The organism is Clostridium sp., from assembly GCF_021372645.1.
In the GTDB taxonomy this organism is placed as follows: domain Bacteria; phylum Bacillota; class Clostridia; order Clostridiales; family Clostridiaceae; genus Clostridium.
Genome location: NZ_JAJFUC010000009.1, coordinates 66,600 through 89,321 on the forward strand (window position 1 = coordinate 66,600; position 22,722 = coordinate 89,321).

Annotated in this window: 19 protein-coding genes and 1 other annotated feature; of the genes, 15 read left to right on the top strand and 4 right to left on the bottom strand. The window is 28.1% G+C overall.

What is annotated here, in order from left to right; genetic code table 11:
* Positions 1-149: 149 nt before the first annotated feature.
* Positions 150-317 (top strand): hypothetical protein, encoded by a 168-nt coding sequence (locus LLF98_RS01325; protein WP_291700068.1) that lies wholly within the window; start codon positions 150-152, stop codon positions 315-317.
* 93 nt (positions 318-410) lie between these two features.
* Complete coding sequence (locus LLF98_RS01330; protein WP_291700070.1) at positions 411-1,076, top strand: hypothetical protein; 666 nt, start codon at positions 411-413, stop codon at positions 1,074-1,076.
* A gap of 174 nt (positions 1,077-1,250) precedes the next feature.
* Here the strand turns inward: LLF98_RS01330 and LLF98_RS01335 are convergent, their stop codons facing one another.
* Positions 1,251-1,580 (bottom strand): HesB-like protein, encoded by a 330-nt coding sequence (locus tag LLF98_RS01335; RefSeq protein WP_291700072.1) that lies wholly within the window; start codon positions 1,578-1,580, stop codon positions 1,251-1,253.
* A gap of 220 nt (positions 1,581-1,800) precedes the next feature.
* Here LLF98_RS01335 and LLF98_RS01340 point away from each other — a divergent pair, with 220 nt between their 5' ends.
* Positions 1,801-2,550: a hypothetical protein gene (locus LLF98_RS01340; RefSeq protein WP_291700074.1), complete on the top strand. Its 750-nt coding sequence runs from the start codon at positions 1,801-1,803 to the stop codon at positions 2,548-2,550.
* Between the two features lie 104 nt (positions 2,551-2,654).
* On the opposite strand, the gene leuS is transcribed toward LLF98_RS01340, so the two are convergent.
* Positions 2,655-5,105, bottom strand: a complete 2,451-nt coding sequence (gene leuS / locus LLF98_RS01345; RefSeq protein WP_291700076.1) for a leucine--tRNA ligase — start codon at positions 5,103-5,105, stop codon at positions 2,655-2,657.
* Between the two features lie 148 nt (positions 5,106-5,253).
* Positions 5,254-5,468: a binding site (T-box leader), on the bottom strand.
* A gap of 339 nt (positions 5,469-5,807) precedes the next feature.
* Here leuS and cls point away from each other — a divergent pair.
* Both cls and LLF98_RS01355 read left to right on the top strand, forming a co-directional pair.
* Positions 5,808-7,241 (top strand): cardiolipin synthase, encoded by a 1,434-nt coding sequence (gene cls, locus LLF98_RS01350; RefSeq protein WP_291700078.1) that lies wholly within the window; start codon positions 5,808-5,810, stop codon positions 7,239-7,241.
* 134 nt (positions 7,242-7,375) lie between these two features.
* Positions 7,376-8,530 carry an MFS transporter gene (locus LLF98_RS01355; protein WP_291700080.1) on the top strand — a complete coding sequence of 385 codons (1,155 nt, stop codon included), beginning with the start codon at positions 7,376-7,378 and terminating at the stop codon, positions 8,528-8,530.
* A 185-nt stretch (positions 8,531-8,715) separates the two neighbouring features.
* On the opposite strand, the gene LLF98_RS01360 is transcribed toward LLF98_RS01355, so the two are convergent.
* Positions 8,716-10,086 (bottom strand): DUF2334 domain-containing protein, encoded by a 1,371-nt coding sequence (locus LLF98_RS01360; RefSeq protein WP_291700083.1) that lies wholly within the window; start codon positions 10,084-10,086, stop codon positions 8,716-8,718.
* 719 nt (positions 10,087-10,805) lie between these two features.
* Between LLF98_RS01360 and aroB the strand changes: the two genes are divergently transcribed.
* From aroB to LLF98_RS01405, 9 genes are all read left to right on the top strand, one after another.
* Positions 10,806-11,858: a 3-dehydroquinate synthase gene (gene aroB, locus LLF98_RS01365; RefSeq protein WP_291700085.1), complete on the top strand. Its 1,053-nt coding sequence runs from the start codon at positions 10,806-10,808 to the stop codon at positions 11,856-11,858.
* 19 nt (positions 11,859-11,877) lie between these two features.
* Entirely contained in the window at positions 11,878-13,185 is a 1,308-nt protein-coding gene (gene aroA, locus LLF98_RS01370; RefSeq protein ID WP_291700087.1) for a 3-phosphoshikimate 1-carboxyvinyltransferase, read from the top strand.
* Entirely contained in the window at positions 13,163-14,236 is a 1,074-nt protein-coding gene (gene aroC / locus LLF98_RS01375; protein WP_291700089.1) for a chorismate synthase, read from the top strand. The genes aroA and aroC overlap by 23 nt, the downstream gene beginning before the upstream one ends.
* Before the next feature lie 39 nt (positions 14,237-14,275).
* Positions 14,276-15,424: a prephenate dehydratase gene (gene pheA, locus LLF98_RS01380; protein WP_291700091.1), complete on the top strand. Its 1,149-nt coding sequence runs from the start codon at positions 14,276-14,278 to the stop codon at positions 15,422-15,424.
* A gap of 40 nt (positions 15,425-15,464) precedes the next feature.
* Complete coding sequence (gene aroE / locus LLF98_RS01385) at positions 15,465-16,277, top strand: shikimate dehydrogenase (protein ID WP_291700094.1); 813 nt, start codon at positions 15,465-15,467, stop codon at positions 16,275-16,277.
* Between the two features lie 9 nt (positions 16,278-16,286).
* Positions 16,287-16,796, top strand: coding sequence for a shikimate kinase (locus LLF98_RS01390; protein WP_291700096.1), 510 nt, complete (start codon positions 16,287-16,289; stop codon positions 16,794-16,796).
* Between the two features lie 25 nt (positions 16,797-16,821).
* A complete protein-coding gene (gene aroQ, locus LLF98_RS01395) occupies positions 16,822-17,262 on the top strand; it encodes a type II 3-dehydroquinate dehydratase (protein WP_291700098.1) in 441 nt (146 codons plus the stop codon).
* Positions 17,263-17,370: 108 nt separating this feature from the next.
* Entirely contained in the window at positions 17,371-18,384 is a 1,014-nt protein-coding gene (gene aroF, locus LLF98_RS01400) for a 3-deoxy-7-phosphoheptulonate synthase (protein WP_291700100.1), read from the top strand.
* A 24-nt stretch (positions 18,385-18,408) separates the two neighbouring features.
* Entirely contained in the window at positions 18,409-19,242 is an 834-nt protein-coding gene (locus tag LLF98_RS01405; protein WP_291700102.1) for a prephenate dehydrogenase, read from the top strand.
* Between the two features lie 446 nt (positions 19,243-19,688).
* On the opposite strand, the gene LLF98_RS01410 is transcribed toward LLF98_RS01405, so the two are convergent.
* A complete protein-coding gene (locus LLF98_RS01410) occupies positions 19,689-21,653 on the bottom strand; it encodes a fructose-1,6-bisphosphatase (protein ID WP_291700104.1) in 1,965 nt (654 codons plus the stop codon).
* A gap of 278 nt (positions 21,654-21,931) precedes the next feature.
* On the opposite strand from LLF98_RS01410, the gene LLF98_RS01415 reads away from it, so the two are divergent.
* On the top strand, positions 21,932-22,722 hold a 791-nt coding region (locus LLF98_RS01415; protein ID WP_291700106.1), incomplete at its 3' end, for a nucleoid-associated protein.

Genomic DNA, 22,722 nt, shown 5'->3' on the forward strand with positions numbered 1-22,722 from the left:
TTGTTATTGAAATTAAAAAATGATTTAGTGTGAATCACTTACTCAGCGAACCAATGTGAACCGAGCTTCATTAAATAATATTTTTTGTAGTAGTATAATGTGATATAATTGTAAATATGTTACAAAAAATAATAAGGAGAAAGCAAAGTATGGATTTTGAAGAAAGAAAGCAACAACTTTTAAAAAAAGCATATTCATTAGAGGAGAGTATTAAATTTAGTGATAGCTATAAAAGAAGTTTTTTTGAATTAGTTGAAGATGTTATATTGTATTTATTACAAACTCAAGATGTTTTTTCGGATAATTCATGCTTATAATGAAAATACTCCAAAGGGACTGGAAAATATAACTTTAAATATGCAAATATAAGCTTATATGTTAAAATGAATTATAAGGCTGGAGGGATATGCTTGATAAAAGCAATAAAAAATATAGATTATATAATGTTGATAGCTCTACTTCTCATAGTCAGTGTGATAGTAAATATATATGCGTTATTTAAACTAAATGATTATAAATATAAAATAGGGCAACAATCATATATTAAAATCGAAGATGTTAAGCAAAGAAATGAGAGCAATATGGATATATTATCAGAAAGCATTGAAAAGGGTAGTATAAAAAATGAAGAATTGCTAAAACTTTATAAAAATTATGATGTTATAACAAGTGATATAATTGATTTGTGGCAACAATATGGAGCATATACACAAAATTCATTATTAATATTCTCTAAAAAAATAGAAACAAATAAGATAATGGAAAATGATATACATGGAAAAATGAAAGAATATATGTTATCTGTTTTAAATAGGGAAATGAAAAATGAGAAAAGTAAATTACAATTAGAAAGTGAAGAGTTGCAATCTTTTAAAGATATGTATGAAATTTCTTCAAGGATATATGAATATCTTAATAAATTCAATGAAGAAATATTAAATGGAGTTACTGGAGAAGATAAAGAAAAAAAGGTTATAAAACAACATTATTGGATAGACATGTTAGAAGGTATATATGATATAAGTGATGATTATGTGAATTTGCAATGGAAAATAGAAGCAACCAATATAGGGTGAGCAGAGTAATTAATAAGATTTTAAATTATGATTATAGATATACTAAATTAAAGTTTTAAGTTTGTGTATTTATATATTAATCTTAGAGTTTAAATGTTTAGCTACAAATAAAAAAATGTAGAATAAATGTTAAATATTCTTACATTAATTCTACATTAATTATTTAATATAATTTTAGTGGCATCCAGCACAAGAGCCACCACATCCACCTTCAGGTTCAGTGACAGGCTTTAAACTTAAACCATTTCCTTCATTTTCATCAGAAGAAAGGATTATAAAACCACCAAATTGTTCTATTAGGCTTTTTTCAAATATAAATGAAATGTCGTTGATTTTTTCAACTTCATCGTCATCTTTGGCTTCTGAAACGGAGATATTAAAAATTGGACCGCTACATGCAAAGCCAGCAAAATTTAGTCTAATATTGAAATCAGTTATTTTATTTTCGTCTAAAAAAGATTTGAACTCATTATAAGCTTCTTCGCTTATAGTAACATTTTTCATATAAGCACCTACTTTACAAAATATTAATGACACTAAATCATTAACGTAAGTATAGCATATATATATGAAAATAAAAAGTTAATTTAATAGTTATATTATGAGGAACAATGTGTTATTATATTATAATTTGTTAAATAAAATTGGATTTAGAATTTAAATCTGATTTAATAAATATGAAGTAAAACTTTTGATATAAATATTTCAAGAAGGGGAAGTAATTATGAAACTATATAATAAAAATTTTGTGTTTCAAGAGATGACTAGATATAATAACTTAATTAATCCAGGAACTTGTGGCAATTATAAGATAGTTAAAAATATAATAAAAAAACAAAATTTACAAGGATATATGTATGAAAATAAAGAAGAATATAATATAGATGTAATTCAATTATATAAAGACAATGTTAGTTTAATGAAACTTACGCCTAAAGAAATAGAAAGTTCTTATGGGACTATTCATTTTGCACATGGCAAAGTTGGAGTTGTTGGACTAGGACTGGGTTATGTAGCTCAAGAAATTGCTAAAAGGTGTAATGTAGAAGAAGTTATTGTATATGAAATCAGTGAGGAAATAATTAATTTATATAATTATAATTTTATGCAAAACGAAAAGATAAAAATAATTAAAGGCGATGCAACTAAAGCAAAAAGAGAAAAATTTGATTTCTTTTATGTGGATACATATGAATATAAATTAACTTCAAAAGTAGTTGAAGATTATAAAATTTTTAATAAATTACATGAAATAGAAGAGTATGCATTTTGGGGAATAGAACACTTTTTATTAAGCTGTAAGTATGAAGATATTGTATGGGTATATATACCTGAAATTTGGATTGAAATGAGTAAAAAAGCGTATGAATCATTAGATTCATCAGGATATATAAACAAATATAGACCTTTAGAAGAGAATCTGGTAAGAAAAGTATTACTAGAATTTAAAGAAGTTCTAAATTTAGACACATAATGAGAACTAATAAAATTAATGCACAATGCATTAGGCATTGTGCATTAATTTTATTAGTTATGATTGTATTTGTACTACCTCTTTCAATTTGATGATTTTAAAGATTACTTAATAACTATATTAACAAGTCTTCCCTTAATTACAATTACTTTAACTATAGTTTTACCTTCAGTATTTTCTTTAATAGTCTCATTTTCTAAAGAAGCTGCTTTTATGCCCTCTTCATCTAAGTTTGAAGGTACATTGATTTTTGCTTTTATTTTACCATTGATTTGGATTGCAATTTCAACTTCATCTTTAATTAAAGCAGAAGGATTAAATTCTGGCCACTTTTCGTTAAAGATTGTTGATGTATTTCCAAGTAAACTCCATTGTTCTTCTGCAAAGTGAGGAGCAAATGGTGATAATAATTTTAAGAAATCAACTATAGTTTCTTTTAAGAACTTTGCATTTTTAACATCTTCTTGAAGATATTTATTAAATGCATTAACTAATTCCATAAGTCTTGCTATGGCAGTATTAAATTGCATTTTATCTCCATCTTCAGTAACACCTTTTATAGCTGTATGTTTCCAGAAGTTTAATTCTTTTTCAGCTGAATCAATAGAATCTTTAGTATTATCATTAGATTCTATTATAGTCCTGCATGAGTCTAGGATTCTTTCTATTCTGTCTACGAATTTACCAACAGATTTTATTCCGTCATCACTCCAAGCTCCACCTTCTGTGTATCCAAAACCAAACATTAAGTACATTCTAAATACATCAGCACCATATTCTTTAATATAATCATCAGGAGAAATTGTATTTCCTTTTGATTTACTCATTTTAAGTCCATCTGGTCCTAAAATTAGTCCTTGGTGAGTTAAGCTTAAGAATGGTTCATCAAAGTTTAAGTATCCCATGTCTCTTAAAGCTTTAGTTATAAATCTTGCATATAATAAATGCATACAAGCATGTTCTGGTCCACCTACGTATTTATCTACAGGAAGAATTTTATTGATTTTTTCAGGATCAAAAGGTGCATCCTCATTTTTGTTATCTGCATATCTTAAATAGTACCATGAAGAACATACAAATGTATCTAAAGTATCAGCTTCTCTTTTTGCATGACCGCCACAAACAGGGCATGTAGTATTTATAAATTCTTCAGATTTACTTAATGGTGATTTGCCATCTGGAGTAAATGCAACATTGTATGGAAGTTCAACTGGAAGATCCTTTTCTGGTACTGGAACTATTCCACAATCATCACAGTATATAACTGGAATTGGAGCACCCCAATATCTTTGTCTTGAAACTAACCAGTCTCTTAATCTAAAGTTTATCTTCATTGCACCTAATTTATCTTTTTCTAAATCTTCAACTATTTTCTTTTTAGCGTCATCAGTTGTTAATCCATCAAATTTACCTGAATTAACAAGTACTCCATATTCGCAATATGGAAGTTCTGGATTAGTGTTGTCTTTATCAGTTATAACTCTTTCAATTGGTAAATTGAATTTAGTTGCAAAAGCAAAGTCTCTTTCATCATGAGCAGGAACAGCCATAACACATCCAGTACCATAAGTAGCTAATACATAATCAGAAATCCAAATAGGAACTACTTTTCCGTTGATAGGATTTATAGCATAAGATCCAGTAAATACTCCTGTTTTTTCTTTTGTATTTGATTGTCTTTCAATTTCAGATTGTTTAGCAGCAGCTTCTTTATAGCTTTCAACAGCTTCTTTATATTCAGGTAATGTTAATTTATCAACTAATTTATTTTCAGGAGCTAAAACTACATATGTAACACCATTTAAAGTATCAACTCTTGTAGTAAATACATCAAATTGTAAGTCTGAATCTTTAACCTTGAAAGTAACTTGTGCACCATAAGATCTTCCAATCCAGTGTTTTTGCATAGATTTAGTCTTTTCAGGCCAATCTAAACCATCTAATTTATCAAGTAATTCATCGCCGTAATCAGTTATTTTGAAGAACCATTGAGTAAGGTCTTTCTTTTTAACTTCAGTACTGCATCTTTCACAAGCTCCATCAACAACTTGTTCATTTGCTAAAACTGTATTACAAGATGGACACCAGTTTACAGGTGCTTTTTTTCTATAAGCTAAACCTTTTTCGTAAAGTTTTAAAAATAACCATTGAGTCCATTTATAATAATCAGGAAGACAAGTAACAACTTCATTTTCCCAGTTAAACATAGCACCCATAGATTTTAATTGCTTTTCCATTGTTTCAATATTTTTTAAAGTAGAATCTTGAGGATGTATTCCTGTTTTTATAGCATAATTTTCAGCAGGTAATCCAAATGCATCAAAGCCCATTGGTTGGAATACATTATATCCTTGCATTCTCTTAAGTCTTGCCCATGAATCTGTTGGACCATAGTTAAACCAGTGACCAGCATGAAGTTGAGCACCTGATGGATAAGAGAACATTTCAAGTGTATAAAGCTTCTTATCTAAGTTTTCAGGATTAAACTTATAAGTTTCGTTTTCCTTCCATATTTTTTGCCATTTTTCATCAATCTTAGTTCCATAATTCGCCATTATATAGCCTCCTATAAAATTTAATAAATGCGCATTCATGCCCTTTAGGGTACCATGAGGGCAATGTACAATGCACAATTAAGGAATAAACTCTGATAGAGTTTGAAAAATATAATTAATTATATAAAAAAAGCCTTCATCTCTAAAATAAAGAGACGAAAGCGTAATTTCCGTGGTACCACTCTTAATTAGAAGAAAAAACAAAATTAATTCTTCTCACTTAATATTTTAACGGGTCTACCGTACTTGCTTTTAACAAGTAAGCTCCTAGGCAAGTTCGTAATAACATAACACTGTTTTACACCAAACAACAGCTCTCTTTAAGATATAATTATTACTAATACTCCTATTCATCACATAATATAAAATTTTAATAACATTATATATTAAAAAATCTAAAAAAGTCAAGAAACGGATAAAATTTGTTTTGGAGTTTATAGAGTAAGTTTACATAAGTAGGTGTAGATATATGGGTATTAGGATAAAACACACATTTAATTACAAGAAAATAAATCAGATACTGGGAATTGGAAATAGCATAATTAGCTTTTCAATTTCATCATTAATAAAAATTTAGTAATATAAAGTTGTATAATAGTGATACAATAAGATGTGTGCTATTAATAAATCTAGTTTAATGATAGATGGCTTAAGTAATTTTTGATTAGCAATTGATTTATGGGAAAAAGGAAGTGAAAAAACATGAGCATATTATTTGGACTAAGTATTATGGTTTTAATATTAAATGGACTCTTTTCTCTATCATTAATATTCATAGAGAGAAAAGATCCAACTACAACATGGGCATGGCTTTTAATATTATTAGTTTTACCGGGGTTAGGATTTATAATATATATTATGTTTGGTCAAAATTTGAGTAGACAAAAGATTTTTAAAGAAAAAATACGAGTTGATGAGGATAAAAGGAAAAATATAAATGATAAATATGAAGGCGATATTCATCAGCATGATGGTGGTGAGAGATTTTCAGATTTGAGAAAGATGAACTTTAATCAGTCAGGTGCAAGATATACAAAAAATAATGATGTTAAGGTATACGTAAATGGCACGGATAAGTTTAAACAACTAATAAAAGATATAAAAAATGCAAAGAAGTATATACATATAGAATATTATATTTTAAAAAATGATCTGCTTGGAAAAGTTATAATTAAAGAACTAACAAAGAAAGCGAAATGTGGATTAGAAGTCAGATTATTATTAGATAGTATGGGGTCTCGAAAATTAACAAAAAAAGTAATACAAAAATATCTGGATGCTGGAGGAAAATTCTCACTCTTTTTTCCAGGAATTGTACCTCATATAAATACGCGTATAAACTATAGAAATCACAGAAAGATAGTTGTAATTGATGGAGAATATGGCTATGTTGGTGGTTTTAATGTTGGAGAAGAATACATAAGTAAAGATCCAAACGTAGGATTCTGGAGAGATACACATGCGAGAATTAAGGGAGAAGCAGTAGATGATTTAAATGAAAGATTTTTACTTGATTGGTGCTATGCATCAGAGGAGGAAATAGAAGATTATGATAAATACTCATCAAATGATAACAAAGATGTAGGGGATGTGGGAATACAAATTGTAACTAGCGGACCCGATCATAAGGAACAATATATTAGAAATGCTTATATAAAGCTTATAAACAATGCGAAAAAGAATGTATATCTTGAAACACCATATTTAGTACCAGATGCACCGATATTAGAATCTTTAAAAATATCTGCACTATCAGGAGTAGATGTGAGAATAATAATACCAGGACATCCAGATCATTTCTTTATGCCATGGGCAGCAAGCTCTTATATAGGAGAATTATTAGAAGCTGGAATAAAAGTATATAGATATAAAAATGGTTTTATTCATGCTAAAACAATAGTTGCTGATAGTACAGTAATGAGCATAGGAACAGCAAATTTGGATATAAGAAGTTTCAAATTGAATTTTGAAGTTAATGCATTTATTTTTGATGATAGGATTGCAAAGAATGGGGAAATGCAATTTATGAAAGATATTAAAGAGTCAGAAGAAGTAACAAAAAAAATATACGACAATCGTAGCATTTCTATTAGAATTAAGGAATCATTAATTAGATTAGTATCACCAATATTATAATTGAGTATTAAGAAAAGCTAAAACTAACTAATGACTAATTAAATAAAATAAAGATGAAACACATAATTTATAAGATAAAACCTATTAATTAACATATATAGTAATAAAAATGGGTGTAATACAAGGAGCATTATATGAAAAAGAAAATCAAATTTTATTATTCTTTAGCTACATATATAAATTACGGAGTACTAAGCATATTAACAACTTTTTATATTCCTTATTTAAATCAAATTGTTGGGCTATCTTTAAGCGAAGTTGGAAAAGTAGTATCAATAGGAGCATTATTTGCAATTTTTTCACAATTAATTTTAGTTAATGAACTTTCTAGAAGTCAAAATAAGAAAAAGTTTATTATTATTCATTTGGTTGTAGTAATATTAATGATAGTATTATTAATGTATATTGACAAAAATACAGTATACTTCTTTGCAATTTTATATGGTCTTATTATACAAACAATTGGAACTGTATATGAAATATATGTTGAAGAATTATGTGTTAAACAAAAAATGGAATACTCTGATATAAGAAAATGGGGATCTATTGGATTTGGGTGTATAGTGCTGTTAAGTGGTACTATAATTTCAAAATATGGATTTAGAACTATACATTTAATAGGTATTATGATGATAATGGTAACTATATTTATAATACCTATTAAATTTAAAAATATTGAAACGAGTAATAGTAAAAATACAATAAGATTAACTGATATACTAAAAGATAGAAATGCATTAATTCTTGGAGGTATTAATATTTTAGCAATTGGAGCTTATACTGCAATAGAATTTGCATATTCATCTTATTTAGTTGAAATAGTAGGAAATATTGATTTATCAAATTCTATATATAGTAAATCTATAGGGGCGAGAGTTTTTATTGAATTTATATCTTTTATGTTTGTTGGAAGATTTTTCAGAAAGGGAAGTCCTAAAAAATATTTAATTATATCTTTTTCTATAGCGGCAATGAGAATATTGCTATTTTCAACTTCATATATACCTTTAGTTGTTTTAGGCGACCAGTTACACGGAATAATGTATGCATTCTATTTAACATTTTTGTTCAAGTATATTAGAGAAATTCTTGATGATGAATTAGTAGCAAGGACATTTTCATTTGTGAGTGTATTAGGATCAGCAGGTGCTAACTTTGTATATCCTCAGATGTTTAGTGCAATTCAAGGAAAGTTTGGATATACTATTATGTATTTAGTGGGGTTTTCAATTATAGTAAGTGCTCTTTTAATTGCTATTAAAATGCTTCCAGAGAAGAAACAAATCTAACAGTTCACAATTCATAGTGAAGGATCAAATCTCTAAAGTAATTGAAACAAGTAGGAGAAATAGGAGATACTATGTCATTTAAATATATAACAATGATTCCATTTCCAATAGAAATTGTACTATCACTGTGAATTGTGTACTATGAATTATGCATTGGAAAGCGTGGCTCAGACACTTTTATTCTATTAAATATCTGTAACTTTAATCATTTTAAAACCTTTCTCTTCTAATATGCCTACCAATCTTTTTAATATTGAATTATCTTTATAAGTAAAAGTAGGCGCGCCACTAGAGTCTTCAGTTAAAGAGATATAGATATTTTCTAAATTTGGATGAAAAAATACATTTCCCATATTCTTAATATTAGCACTTTTTAGATTAGATAAAGCACTATCTTCTGTACCCATAGGAATATAATCAAGTGGAGTTGAAATATAGTAAGAAGATTTATTATAAGGGCTAAGTTGTGGCTTAGTTAAATCAGCTTTTTTCTTTCCATAATCGTTAAATGGGTAATACAATATTTTGAAGTATTCTTCAGCAATTTTATTTTGGTCAGGAGTAATTTCATAATGTGGAACTTCAAAGAACCCAATGGGGATATCTAAATAAGAAGCTGTTTCAATAGATTTTTTAATTTTATCTCTAAACACAGTTGGAGAGGGCTCATATCTTCCAAATTCAAATCCTGCCCCTGATTCAGAATTTCCACATTGATGAGTATATCCATGAAGTCCAATTATCCCGTTATGTGTTGTAAAATAATCTAGGCTATAGATCATTTCTGCAATTTCAAAATTATTTTTAGTTAATGGATCATTATCAACTTCATTATTTGGAATCATATATCTTGGAATCCATGCGATATGATATGGAATTTTCTTTTCATTCATATAATTTGTTATTATACGAAGTTTTTCAAAATAATCTTTGCTATAAGGTTGAGAGTTTAAACCAATATCTTCTAATCGTATAAGACCAATTTGATTCATTTTAGATTTATATGGAGTAATATTTGAATTATTAAAACTATTTGTTTTACAGTTAATTATTTTTTTATCTTTATCCCATCTAGTATAAAGATTAAGCATCTGTGAAAAATCAGAAAATCCTATGTAATATATATCATTTTCATTTAATAATGATTTTTTTAGGCGGAAATTATTATTTGGGCATTTTACTATATTGCTTGATAAGTTAATTGAATAATCCCTATCATTAATTTTTATGTTTAATAAAGTATCAACTTTTTCAATTTTCCCATTAAGTTGATCCGTAAATTCATTTAAAGAAATATAATACCTATTTTTATCTAAGTATATGGGTAATGTAAGAGTTAAGGGTGTGCCATCAATTTTAAAGTTTATATTGTCTTTAGTCATATTAAAACCGTTAAAGTCAGCATAATTTGGATGCAACTCATTATTTGAATTAATTGAAACTGCATCTGGTATATCTTCTTCGTATTTATTTTTAAGAGGATTTTTAGTATTACAACTTACTAAAAGCAATATAAAGAAAGTTAAAAAAATGCAAATAAACTTTTTGTTTACCATTATTATCGTCCACCTTATTTACTTAATATACTTTATTTATTATTTACACTTATATTTTTATTATTAGTTATATTCTAAGAAAGTTTGTTGATTTTAATTTATCATGTTATTGTTAGAAAACTATAAAACAGGATGGCTTTTAGCATGTTGATATTTTGATTTTGATAAATTTAAAAAAAATTCAATATATTTTTTCTGTTATAATAATAATATGAAATTGTTATTGATAAATAAGCATACAATTAATATTAAAAATGAAAAATTACTAATAAATATTGACATTATATTTTAATTTGTTATAATGGTAAAAAGATCAATTTTAAGATTAAATATTAAATTAACGTTGTCTACTAAGACAATTATTAATTTTGGAATGGAGAAAACATGGAAAAGGATATTAAAAAATCAGTTATGCAAAAATTTTATAGCTTTTTTTATTTTATGTTCTGGGGCTTTTACTTTAGCGCTGGCTATTTATTTTGCAGAAAACTGAATAATTCCTTTTTAATGAGTGTTTAATATTCATATAATTTTTTTAGATTAGGTAAATAACATTGATATTTTATGGAGCTCATTATACATGAGCTCCATTTTTGTTTTAGTGTTAATATTCAGATAAATATAGTAATGTACATTGCCCACAGGGTGCCATAAAGGGCATGAATTGTTAAGTAGAGTTATGGGTTTATAGTAAAATAAAGAAAAGGGGAGTTTGAAAAATGGAAGACTTAGTTGTTGATTTAGGTGAAAGAAGCTATCCTATTATAATTAAAAAGGGATTAATTGATGAGATTAATTTAGAAATTAAAAAGATATACACAGGTAAAAAGGTCTTTATATTAACAGATAAAAATGTAGAGTCTCACTATGGAAATAGAGTTAAATCATGTTTAGTTAATGGTGGATATGATGTTAAGTTAATGGCTTTAGAACCAGGTGAAGAAACTAAGGCATTTAGCACTCTTCCAGCAATATATAATGAACTTTTAGATTTTAAAATTACTAGAAGTGATTTAATTATAACTCTTGGTGGAGGTGTAATTGGGGATCTTGGTGGTTTTGTTGCTTCTACTTTCTTAAGAGGTGTAGACTTTGTACAAATGCCAACATCACTTTTAGCACAAGTTGATAGTAGTGTAGGCGGAAAAGTTGCAGTTGATTTAGAAAGAGGTAAAAATTTAGTTGGTAGTTTTTATCATCCTAAATTAGTGTTAATAGATCCAAATGTTTTAGAAACTTTAAGTGAAAGATTTTTTATAGATGGTATGGCCGAAGTTATTAAATATGGATGTATAAAAGATAAAGAATTTTTCTATTTTCTAAAGAGTTTAAAAACTAAAGAAGAAGTTATGCACAATATAGAAGCTATTATCCACAAATGTTGCTTTATAAAAAAATGTGTTGTGGAAAATGATGAAAAAGATACTGGAGAAAGAATGTTATTAAACTTCGGACATACTTTAGGTCATGCTATAGAAACATATTATAATTTCAAAAAGTTTACTCATGGTGAAGCTGTTGCTATAGGAATGTATGAAATAAGTAAAATTGCAGAAAATAAAGAACTTACTGAAAAAGGTGTTGCGGAAGATATTAAAGAAATATTAGCACAATATGGTCTTCCTTGTGAAGTAAAAATTGATGATAGTTCAGCAATTTTAAATACTATATCTTTAGATAAGAAGAATATTGATAATGTTCTTAAAGTAGTATTATTAAAGAATATTGGAGAATCCTTTTTGGAAAAAACTAATGTTAAATTTTTTAGTTAATTGATTAAGGGGTGATATGATGGGAAATTTAAAAATTTATCCAACCAAGTTAAGTGGTGAAGTTAAAATACCTCCATCTAAGAGTATGGCTCATAGAACGGTGATTTGTGCAGCACTTGGAGATGGTGTGAGCAAAGTTACAAATATAGATTATTCAGATGATATTATAGCTACCATTGAGGCTATGTCATCATTAGGTGCAAAGATAACTCAAAAAGAAGATTATCTTGAGGTTTATGGAATTAAATGTACTGAAAATATTAAATTTAATGAAGTAGAAAGTGAAAGAACTATAGATTGTAATGAATCAGGATCAACATTAAGATTTTTAGTACCTATTGCTGCTTTATTTGAAGGAGTTAATAGATTTGTTGGTAGAGGTAATTTAGGAAAAAGACCGCTAGATACGTACTACAACATATTTAATGAGCAAGGAATTAAATATACATATAAAGAAGGTATATTAGATCTAAAAACTGAAGGTAAATTACAAGCTGGAGAGTTTAAGATTAAAGGAAATATAAGTTCACAATTTATAACAGGATTATTATTTACGCTTCCTCTTTTAGATGGAGATTCTAAAATCATAATAACAACAGAAATGGAATCAAAGGGATATATTGATTTAACTATAAGTGCTATTAAAGATTTTGGTGTGGAAATTATAAATAATAATTATAATGAATTTATAATAAAGGGAAATCAAAATTATAAGAGTAGAGATTATAGAGTTGAAGGGGATTATTCTCAAGCAGCATTTTTCCTTTCTGCTGATGCACTTTCAAATGATGTAATTGTTAATGATTTAAAATTAGATTCACTTCAAGGAGATAAGGAAGTAATTGATATTTTAGAGAGAATGGGATTAAAATTAAAAAATAAGAATAATGGATTAATAGGACAAATTACTGACAAGTTGAAAGCAACTGTTATTGATGGGTCTCAATGTCCAGATATAATTCCAGTGGTATCTTTAGTTGCTGCATTAAGTGAAGGAACGACAGAGATAATAAATGCTGGAAGACTTAGAATTAAAGAGTGTGATAGATTAGCAGCTGTAACATCTGAGTTGAATAAATTAGGTGCTAAAATCACAGAAAAAGAAGATGGATTAATAATTGAAGGTGTTAAAGAACTTAAAGGTGGCATTGAAGTCTGGAGTCATAAAGATCATAGAATTGCAATGACTTTAGCTATAGCTTCTACTATGTGCAAAGAACCCATAATACTCAAAGATTATGAATGTGTTTCAAAATCTTATCCACAATTTTGGGATGATTTTAAGAATGTAGGAGGTGTATTTAATGAGTGGAATGTGGGGAAATAAATTAAAAGTTTCAATTTTTGGTGAATCTCATGGAGTTGGGATAGGTATCACAATAGATGGGCTTCCTTCTGGCATTGAAATTAATATGGAAGATGTTATGAAAGAAATGTCAAGGAGGGCACCGGGCAAGAGCAATTTATCTACTGCAAGAAAAGAAGCGGATGTACCAGAAATATTAAGTGGATTTTTTGAAGGAAAAACTACAGGAACACCACTTTGTGCAGTGATTAGAAATGCAGATATGCACTCTAAAGATTATGGAAAGCTTAAGGATTTAATGAGACCTGGCCATGCAGATTATCCAGGGTTCATTAGATATAATGGATTTAATGATTATAGAGGTGGTGGACACTTCTCAGGAAGAATTACAGCACCATTAGTATTTGCAGGAGCTGTATGCAAACAAGTTTTAGAAGCAAAAGGAATTAATATAGGAGCTCATGTTAAGAGTATTGGAAATATTGAAGATAAGAGTTTTTATGATGTTGAATTAAGTAAAAAATTATTAAAAGACTTAAAAATGAAAGAATTACCACTTTTAATTCTAGAAAAAGAAGAAGAAATGAGAAATGCAATTCTTAAAGCAAAAAAGGAACAAGACTCCATGGGCGGAACTATTGAATGTACAGTTCTTGGAATAGACGCTGGAATTGGAAATCCATTCTTTGATTCAGTTGAATCTACCTTAGCGCATTTAATGTTTTCAGTACCAGCAGTTAAGGGGGTGGAATTTGGAAAGGGTTTTGAAATGACTAATTTTAGAGGCTCTGAGTGTAATGATGAGTATTATTACGATGGTGATAAAGTTAAGACCTATACAAATAATAATGGTGGAATTACAGGTGGAATAACTAATGGAATGCCAATACTCTTTAAAGTTGCAATGAAGCCAACACCATCAATAATAAAAAAGCAAAGAACAATAGATATTGCAGAAAAGGAAGAATCAGATATTGTAATTGAAGGAAGACATGATCCATGTATAGTACAAAGGGCTGTTCCAGTAATTGAAGCAGTAACTGCTATTGGAATACTCGATTTGGTACTTTAATAATTATATTTTAATTTACTATGATTGGAGAAATGTGAAATGTCAGATATAGATGATTATAGAAGTAGAATTGATGAAATAGATAAAGAGATAACTAAACTTTTTGAAGAAAGAATGAATACAGTTATTAATATTGCGAACTATAAAAAAGATAATAACTTACCTATTTTTAATAGAGATAGAGAAGATGAAGTTATTGAGAAAAATGTAGGATATCTAAAAAATAATGATTATGCAGAGGAAACAAGAAAGTTTTTTATATCTTTAATGGAAGTAGCTAGAGAACTTCAAAGTAGGAAAATACTAGAAGCAGAAGAATCTATAGAAAAAAAATCAGAGGTGCAAGAAACTATAAATCAAAAGCAGGGTAAAGTTGGTTTCTTTGGTTCTCCAGGATCATTTAGTGAAGAGGCAATGCTAAAGTATTTTGGAGATATAGAAGATCCAAATGCTTATGATGAATTTGAGGATATATTTATAGCTGTAAAGAATGATGAAATTAAGTATGGAATTTTACCTATAGAAAATTCTTCAACAGGTGCTATTTCGCAAGTATATGATTTAATATACAAATATGGTTTTTATATTGTTGGAGAAGAGTGTATTAAAATAAACCAACATTTAATTGGAGTTAAAGGGACAACTTTAGATACAATTAAAGAGGTGTATTCTCACCCTCAACCTATTGAGCAAAGTACTGAATTCTTGAAAAATCATAGTGATTGGAAGCTTATACCTTTCCATAGTACATCTGTAAGTGCAAAACTCATTAGTGATTTAAATGATACATCAAAGGCAGTTATTGCAAGTAATAGATCTGCTAGTATATATAATTTGGACATTATAAAAGAAAATATAAATAATAAAAGTGACAATTCTACAAGATTTATAGTAATATCAAAAAAGCTTGAAACAGATTCATGTTGTAATAAAGTAAGTGTTGTATTTTCACTTGAACATAAAGCTGGTACGTTGTATAAATTATTAAGACATTTCGCAGAAAATAATATAAATATGATGAAGATTGAATCAAGACCAATGGAAAAGGGTGCTTGGAAGTATTTCTTATATATTGACTTTGAAGGAAATATTGAAAGTGAAGAAGTGACAACAGCTTTAAAATTAATTGAACAAAGTAGTGCTTATTTTAAACTCATTGGTGGATACAGAAAATACAATATTGAATAAATTAATGATTAATTATTAATTTACTAAAGGGGGTATTAACTTGGATTTTTACGGATTGATAGGAGAAAAGCTGTCACATAGTCTTTCACCTAAGATTCATAATACGCTTTTTAAGGCTTTAGATATTGAAGGGGCATATAAGCTTTTTGAAGTAGGAAAAGAAGATTTAGGAAAAGCTGTAGATTCATTGAAGATTCTTAAAATAAAGGGCGTTAATGTAACTATTCCTTATAAGCAAGATGTAATGAAATATTTAGATTTCATATCAGAAGAAGCTAAAAAAATAGGAGCAGTAAACTCTATTTATTTAAATGATGGAAAGTTGTATGGATATAATACAGATTATTTTGGTTTTGGTACTATTATAAAAAATAACGATATTAAGGTTAAAGATAGTATAGCAATGATATTGGGAAATGGTGGAGCAGCTAAATCTATAATTACTTATCTCTTAGATGAAGGGATAAAAAAGATTTATCTGGTGTCAAGAAAAAGTAAGGATAATTCAGGTTATGATAATGAGAGAATTGAATGCAAATCATATGATGATATAGCACAGATAAAAGGAGACATTTTAATAAATTCAACTCCTCTTGGAATGTATCCACATATTGATGAAACTCCAGTCCATGAAGATGTAATATGTAATTTCAATGCTTTAATAGATATCATTTATAATCCCAAGGAAACACAATTTTTAAAGATGGGAAAAGCTTTGGATAAAAAAGTATGTGGTGGAATTGAAATGTTAGTTGGTCAAGCTATAAAGGCAGAGGAAATATGGCAGGGAATTCCCATTGATAATGAAGTAACTCAAGAATTATATTCAATATTTCAAGATGAATTTAAGTAGGTGGTATGTATGAAAGATAAGGTGGTACTTATTGGGATGCCTGGATGTGGTAAAAGTACAATTGGTGGATTAGTAAGTAAGGAATTAAATTTTAAATTTTTTGATATGGATAATTATATCGAAGAGATGACATCTAAAAGTATACCTGAGCTTTTTGAAAAAGGAGAAGATTACTTTAGAGATTTTGAAACTTTAGCTTGCAAGAAATTATCAGAAAAGAGTAATATATTAATTTCTTCTGGTGGAGGAGTAGTAAAAAGAAAAGAGAATATTGAGATATTAAATAAAGAATCTTATATTATTTTCATAGATAGACCACTTGAAGATCTTTTAAATGATGTAGATATTTCAAAAAGACCACTACTTAAAGAAGGTAGAGAAAAAATCATTAAGTTATATGAGGAACGTTATGAATTATATGAATCATCAGCAGACGAAATTATTAAAAATGATAAGGATATTAGGGATACAATAGATACAATAAAAGAAGTTATTAAATTTAACTTAAACATAGAGTAAATATCCTTTCAAAGGAGGCGTAACAATGAAGATTATGGTTATCAATGGACCTAACTTAAATATGGTTGGGGTTAGAGAAAAAGGTGTTTACGGCACAAAGTCTTTTGAAGATATATGTGAATATATCAAGAAAGAAGGCAAAAAAAGAGGTCATGAAATAACATTATTTCAAAGTAACTGTGAAGGCGAAATAATTAATGAACTTCAAAAAGCATATTTTGAAAAGTATGATGGAATAATAATAAATCCAGGGGCTTATACTCATTATAGTTATGCCATTCATGATGCAATAAAAGGAACTAACATTGATACAGTTGAAGTACATTTATCAAATGTGCATGCGAGAGAAGATTTTAGAAAAAAATCTGTGACTGCACCAGCTTGTATAGGACAAATGTGTGGTTTTGGCGAAAGTGGATATGTATTAGCTATAAAGGCATTAGAATTGAAAAAAATGCATTCATAGTTTATATTATATAAAGGTATCTTTTAATATTAATAGAAGATGTCAAAATGTAGGATAGAAGTATAGTAGAAGGAAAAACTAAAATTAGGAGTACAGGAGGAAAGCAAAATGATAATTATTATGAACCCAAAAGCAAATGAAGAAGAAGTAGGAAAGGTAAAAGCATTCGTTGAATCAAAAGGTCTAGAAACTAATCTTTCTAAGGGGGATACATACTACATAGTAGGTGTTGTAGGAGATACTTCTATAATAGATCCTAAGAAAATACAAGTATTGAAGGGTGTTGATCGAGTTATGAAAGTTCAAGAGCCTTTTAAGAAAGCTAATAGAATATTTAAACCTGAAGATACAGTAGTTAATGTTGAAAACTCAATAGTTGGTGGTAGAAGACTTGGAATAATGGCTGGTCCATGTTCTGTTGAAAGTGAAGAACAAATTATTGAAATTGCAAAGAGGGTAAAAGCAGCAGGGGCTAACTTCTTAAGAGGAGGAGCATTTAAGCCAAGAACATCACCATATAGTTTCCAAGGATTAGAGCTTGAAGGATTAAAACTGTTAAAGGTAGCAAAGAAAGAAACAGGACTTCCAATAGTAACAGAACTTATGTCTACTGATTACTTGGATGCTTTTGTTGAAGACGTTGATATGATTCAAATTGGTGCTAGAAATATGCAAAACTTTGATTTATTAAAGCAAATTGGTAAGACTAAGACACCTATTCTTTTAAAGAGAGGTTTATCTGCAACTATAGAAGAATGGCTTATGTCAGCAGAATATATTATGGCTGGTGGTAATGAAAATGTAATTCTTTGTGAAAGAGGAATAAGAACCTTTGAAACTATTACAAGGAACACATTGGATTTACAAGCAATTCCAGTAATTAAGAGATTATCACATTTACCTATAATTGTTGATCCAAGTCATGCAGGAGGATACGCTTATTTAGTAGAACCAATGGCTAAAGCAGCTGTAGTGGCAGGAGCTGATGGACTTATGATAGAAGTCCATAATGATCCTGAAAATGCATTAAGTGATGGACAACAATCACTTACACCGGATCAATTTGATGTATTAATGAGTAAAGTTAAAGCTGTAGCTAAGATAGAAGATAAAGAGATATAATTCTTAAATAAGGGAGCTATAAATATGAAAATAGTAGTTGTAGGTCTTGGAGTAATTGGGGGATCATTTACCATGGCTTTAAAAGAAGCTGGGTATGATGAAGTGTATGGAATAGACATTAATGAAGAATCTTTAAAAAAAGCTAAAAATCTAGGATTAATCAAAGATGGTTTTACAAATGGGCAAGAAATTGTTAAAAGTGCTGATTTTATAATTATATCTTTATATCCTAGATTAGTTAAACAATTTATTATTGATAATAAAGATAACTTTAAAGATGGTGCTGTAATAACAGATGCAACTGGGATTAAAAAGCTATTTATTGAAGACATAATAAAAATATTGCCTAAAAATATCGACTTTGTCTTTGGACATCCAATGGCAGGTAGAGAAAAGAAGGGAATAGATTTTGCAAGCAGTCAAGTTTTTAAAGGTGCAAATTATATTTTAACTCCAGTAGCTAGAAATAAAGAAGAAAATTTAAACATGATAGAAGATTTAGTTTATAAAATTGGATTTAAAAGAGTTAAAAGAATAACTCCTGATTATCATGATGAAATGATTGGATATACAAGTCAACTTCCACATTCACTAGCTGTAGCATTAGTTAATAGTGATCTAGAAGGAAGACAAACTGGAAGCTTTATTGGAGATAGCTATAGAGATTTAACAAGAATAGCCAATATAAATGAAGATCTTTGGAGTGAACTTTTCCTGGGAAATAAGAAGAATTTGTTGAAAAGCATAGAAAACTTTGAAATAGAGTTAGATAAGATAAAAGATGCTATAGAAAATGATGATAAAGAAGCACTCAAAGAACTATTTATAAAATCCACTAATAGACGTGAAAAATTATAAAGTTTTAAGAATACCCTCTGAAATAATAAAATTATTTTAGGGGGATTCTTTTTCTAATAAAATATGATACTTAAATTTTAATGACAGCATTTAGAAATCAATAAAGAGTCAATTATCAAATAGTAGGAATTTTATTTATGCATTATATTATTTAAATAAGTCATATTATAAACATTTCGAAATGTTTACGAGTTAAATTTCATATTTCTTTAATAATTTAAGAAAACATTTTTCATCAGAAGAATGAATTCACAAAAACTAATTTCAATATGCAAGAACTCCAAACTACACTAAAATGCGTGTAGCGTGGGGCTCTTATATATTAAAACTTAAAAAATACTTTTGAATACTCAAAGTCTCATCACAGAAGTGATAGAATTGTAATTATTTATTAGGATATTTTTTAATCAGTTATGTTACTATTTTATATTAACAGAAAATTTTATTTATCTTGCTTCATTTATCAAGCCTTTTCTATAAGCTCTAAGTAATAATTTCAAATCTTTAATTTGATTCTTTAATTCCTTGCCTACATCAGTATCTTCAACTTTTTTTCGATCTAATTTTTCTACTATTCTTCTTGAAGATAGTATGTCTGTTTCCTTGCTAAATGCATCCTCGATTGATTCAAAAGGTTGATGAGATATAAGCTGTAATCCATAAGAATTGTAAGTCAAAGTATATCCAGCTAAACCAGTTTGACTTCTATATGCTTTTGCAAACCCTCCATCTATAACTATCAGTTTACCATTAGCCTTTATTGGATTTTCACCAAATTTATTTTTTACTGGAACATGTCCATTTATTATTCTAGATTCTGAAGAATTTAAACCGAATTCTTCAAAGATTAAATTGCACATTTCTTCTGTATCTCTAAAATCATAGTATGGATTTTTCTTTTCTTTATGTGTGCTTTTATCTTTAATAAAATATCTTTCAAAAGTGGTCATATCCTCTTTTCCAAAAAGAGAAGAACAAGTTCCATTCCATAAATACCACATTATATCCATTCCATATAACTTTTCTTCACTACCTCTATTATTAAAATAACCTTCTCTAGCTAATGAGTCAAATTTATCTAAAAGTTTTTTACCTTTATATTCTTCACCATTAATGGTCATGCTTTTAAAGGTTTTATCTTTATTTAATGGAATACACCCGTGAAATAAAAGATTAGAGTTATATGTTAAATATATTCTTCCTTTATTAAATAGAAATAAAACGTGCTTTTGTAATTTATCACTATTTATAAATGAGATTTGGAGTTTATCTATTAATTTTCTTTCTTCACTTGTAAGCTCAAATGGGTTAGTAGGGGTTATTGTAGGAAAATTTCTATCATTAAGTTCATAAGTTATATTATTTAATGTTATAGTGCCATCAGTGTAATTTATCTTATCCAAAAGTAATCTATGATCTAATTTAAATTCTGGCCTTCTTTTTATTATTTCATATTCAAGTTTGAATTGAATAATTGTTATTGCTTTGTGCATTTTAGAAATAAGTTCAATTTCAGAAGGTCCATATACAGTTTCATCATTATTTTTAGGAATAAAATAAGTACAGTTGTCACTTTCGTAATATTTAAGTGCAAAGGTGGCAAGTGGTAATAAATTAATACCATATATATCTTCAATTACATCTAAATTAGAGTATCTAGCTGCTATTCTTAAGACATTTGCTATACAAGTGGTATTACCAGAAGCAGCTCCCATCCATAAAATATCATGATTACCCCATTGTATATCAACAGAATGATAATCCATAAGAGTGTCAATTATTATATCAGGTCTTGGACCTCTATCATAGATATCTCCTATTATGTGTAATCGATCTATAACTAGTCGTTGTATTAGATTTGAGATAGCTATTATAAATTCTGTTGCTCTCTCAATTTCTATAATAGTATTTATTATTCCATCATAATAGTCTTGTTTATCATTGTTATCAGCTTCTTCATGTAATAATTCTTCTATAATATAGCTGAAATCCTTCGGAAGGGCTTTTCTTACTTTTGATCTTGTATATTTAGAAGAGGCATGTCTGCATAGCTCAATTAATCTGTATAAGTTGGTTTTGTACCAATGATTTATGTTTTTTTCTTCTTTTAAAACAATTTCTAACTTCTGTTCAGGATAATAAACCAATGTAGCCAAGCTTTTCTTTTCAGAGTCCGTTAATGAATTACCAAAAACCTCTTGAATCTTTATTTTAACTGCACCTGAGCCATTCCTTAGAACATGCACAAATGGCTCGTATTCACCATGAAGATCCGCTAAGAAATGCTCTGTTCCTTTAGGTAAATTTAAAATTGCTTCTAAATTGATTATTTCAGTAGATGCTTCTGCAATGGTTGGATATTGCTTAGCAAGTAATTTTAAATATTTTATGTTCTCATCATAATTCTCCATAACATCCTCCTTTTATAAGCAAAAAATGTTTAGCTTCAGTATCTTAAAATACAACTATCCACACAATATAAACCATTAATATCTATAATTCTAGTTTCTAATTCTTGCATAAAAACAACCTCTATTATATATTGCGTGTACAAGGTATGTATATTCCCTTGGCATTGTAAATTACATATTACAATATAATAATATAATATTGTAATTTAAATTGCTAGTCATATATGAAAACAGTTATAATAACTAATGTAACAAATTTAATTGGATGGTGAAAATACATGGAATATATAAATGATATTAACATAAATGAAGCGGTTATCCACATATTAGACAGCAATGGGGAAGAACCTGTGCTTAATGAATACAGTTTGGAATTAGACGAGGATATATATAAATTTTTATATAGGCATATAGAAAAATGCTTAAAGGATGATGAACTTAAATATGCACGATTTAATCCTGAGAGAAATATAGTTAAAGAAGTTGTACAAGACTATTTAAATGGAATAGACAGTGATTTAATTAATTTATCTAAGGAGCTTGCTAGGCAACTATTCATAATAATGAAGGGTAATGTAAATATTCCAGCAGGGGATCTAATAATAGTATCAATAATCACAGATCAAGGGCCTATGATAGGAATACTTAAAATGGATTATGTTAAGAATTTCACTCATGAGATTCAATTTGTGGATGAAAAAATTGGAATAGGAATAGTACCGCAAATAGCGGGTCTTCCAGGTAGTGGTCAAAAGATACAAAAGGCTGCATTTATTAAGCCAATCAGGGAAGATGAGAATTATAACTTAATGATATTAGACAAGCAAAAAAGTAGTAAAGAAGATGAATATGGAGCAAATTATTTTATAAATACATTCTTAGGTGCAAGTATTATAACAAATGAAAGAGATATGACAAAAACTTTTGTAAAAGCAGCAGAGAATTGGACTAGAAAAAATATTACTGAAGATGCAGGAAAAGCAGAAGAAATTAGAACCGCTATTAAAACTAAATTAAAAGAAGAAGATACTATAAATATAGATTCATTCTCAGAAGAGTTATTCAATGA

Bases quoted from the DNA above. Each gene is read 5' to 3' on its own strand.
- cls (WP_291700078.1), top strand. From the start codon at position 5,808: ATGAGCATATTATTTGGACTAAGTATTATGGTTTTAATATTAAATGGA.
- aroF (WP_291700100.1), top strand. From the start codon at position 17,371: ATGATAATTATTATGAACCCAAAAGCAAATGAAGAAGAAGTAGGAAAG.
- LLF98_RS01340 (WP_291700074.1), top strand. From the start codon at position 1,801: ATGAAACTATATAATAAAAATTTTGTGTTTCAAGAGATGACTAGATAT.
- LLF98_RS01335 (WP_291700072.1), bottom strand. From the start codon at position 1,580: ATGAAAAATGTTACTATAAGCGAAGAAGCTTATAATGAGTTCAAATCT.
- LLF98_RS01325 (WP_291700068.1), top strand. From the start codon at position 150: ATGGATTTTGAAGAAAGAAAGCAACAACTTTTAAAAAAAGCATATTCA.
- LLF98_RS01410 (WP_291700104.1), bottom strand. From the start codon at position 21,653: ATGGAGAATTATGATGAGAACATAAAATATTTAAAATTACTTGCTAAG.
- aroQ (WP_291700098.1), top strand. From the start codon at position 16,822: ATGAAGATTATGGTTATCAATGGACCTAACTTAAATATGGTTGGGGTT.
- aroB (WP_291700085.1), top strand. From the start codon at position 10,806: ATGGAAGACTTAGTTGTTGATTTAGGTGAAAGAAGCTATCCTATTATA.
- LLF98_RS01360 (WP_291700083.1), bottom strand. From the start codon at position 10,086: ATGGTAAACAAAAAGTTTATTTGCATTTTTTTAACTTTCTTTATATTG.
- LLF98_RS01405 (WP_291700102.1), top strand. From the start codon at position 18,409: ATGAAAATAGTAGTTGTAGGTCTTGGAGTAATTGGGGGATCATTTACC.
- leuS (WP_291700076.1), bottom strand. From the start codon at position 5,105: ATGGCGAATTATGGAACTAAGATTGATGAAAAATGGCAAAAAATATGG.
- aroA (WP_291700087.1), top strand. From the start codon at position 11,878: ATGGGAAATTTAAAAATTTATCCAACCAAGTTAAGTGGTGAAGTTAAA.
- LLF98_RS01390 (WP_291700096.1), top strand. From the start codon at position 16,287: ATGAAAGATAAGGTGGTACTTATTGGGATGCCTGGATGTGGTAAAAGT.
- LLF98_RS01355 (WP_291700080.1), top strand. From the start codon at position 7,376: ATGAAAAAGAAAATCAAATTTTATTATTCTTTAGCTACATATATAAAT.
- pheA (WP_291700091.1), top strand. From the start codon at position 14,276: ATGTCAGATATAGATGATTATAGAAGTAGAATTGATGAAATAGATAAA.
- aroC (WP_291700089.1), top strand. From the start codon at position 13,163: ATGAGTGGAATGTGGGGAAATAAATTAAAAGTTTCAATTTTTGGTGAA.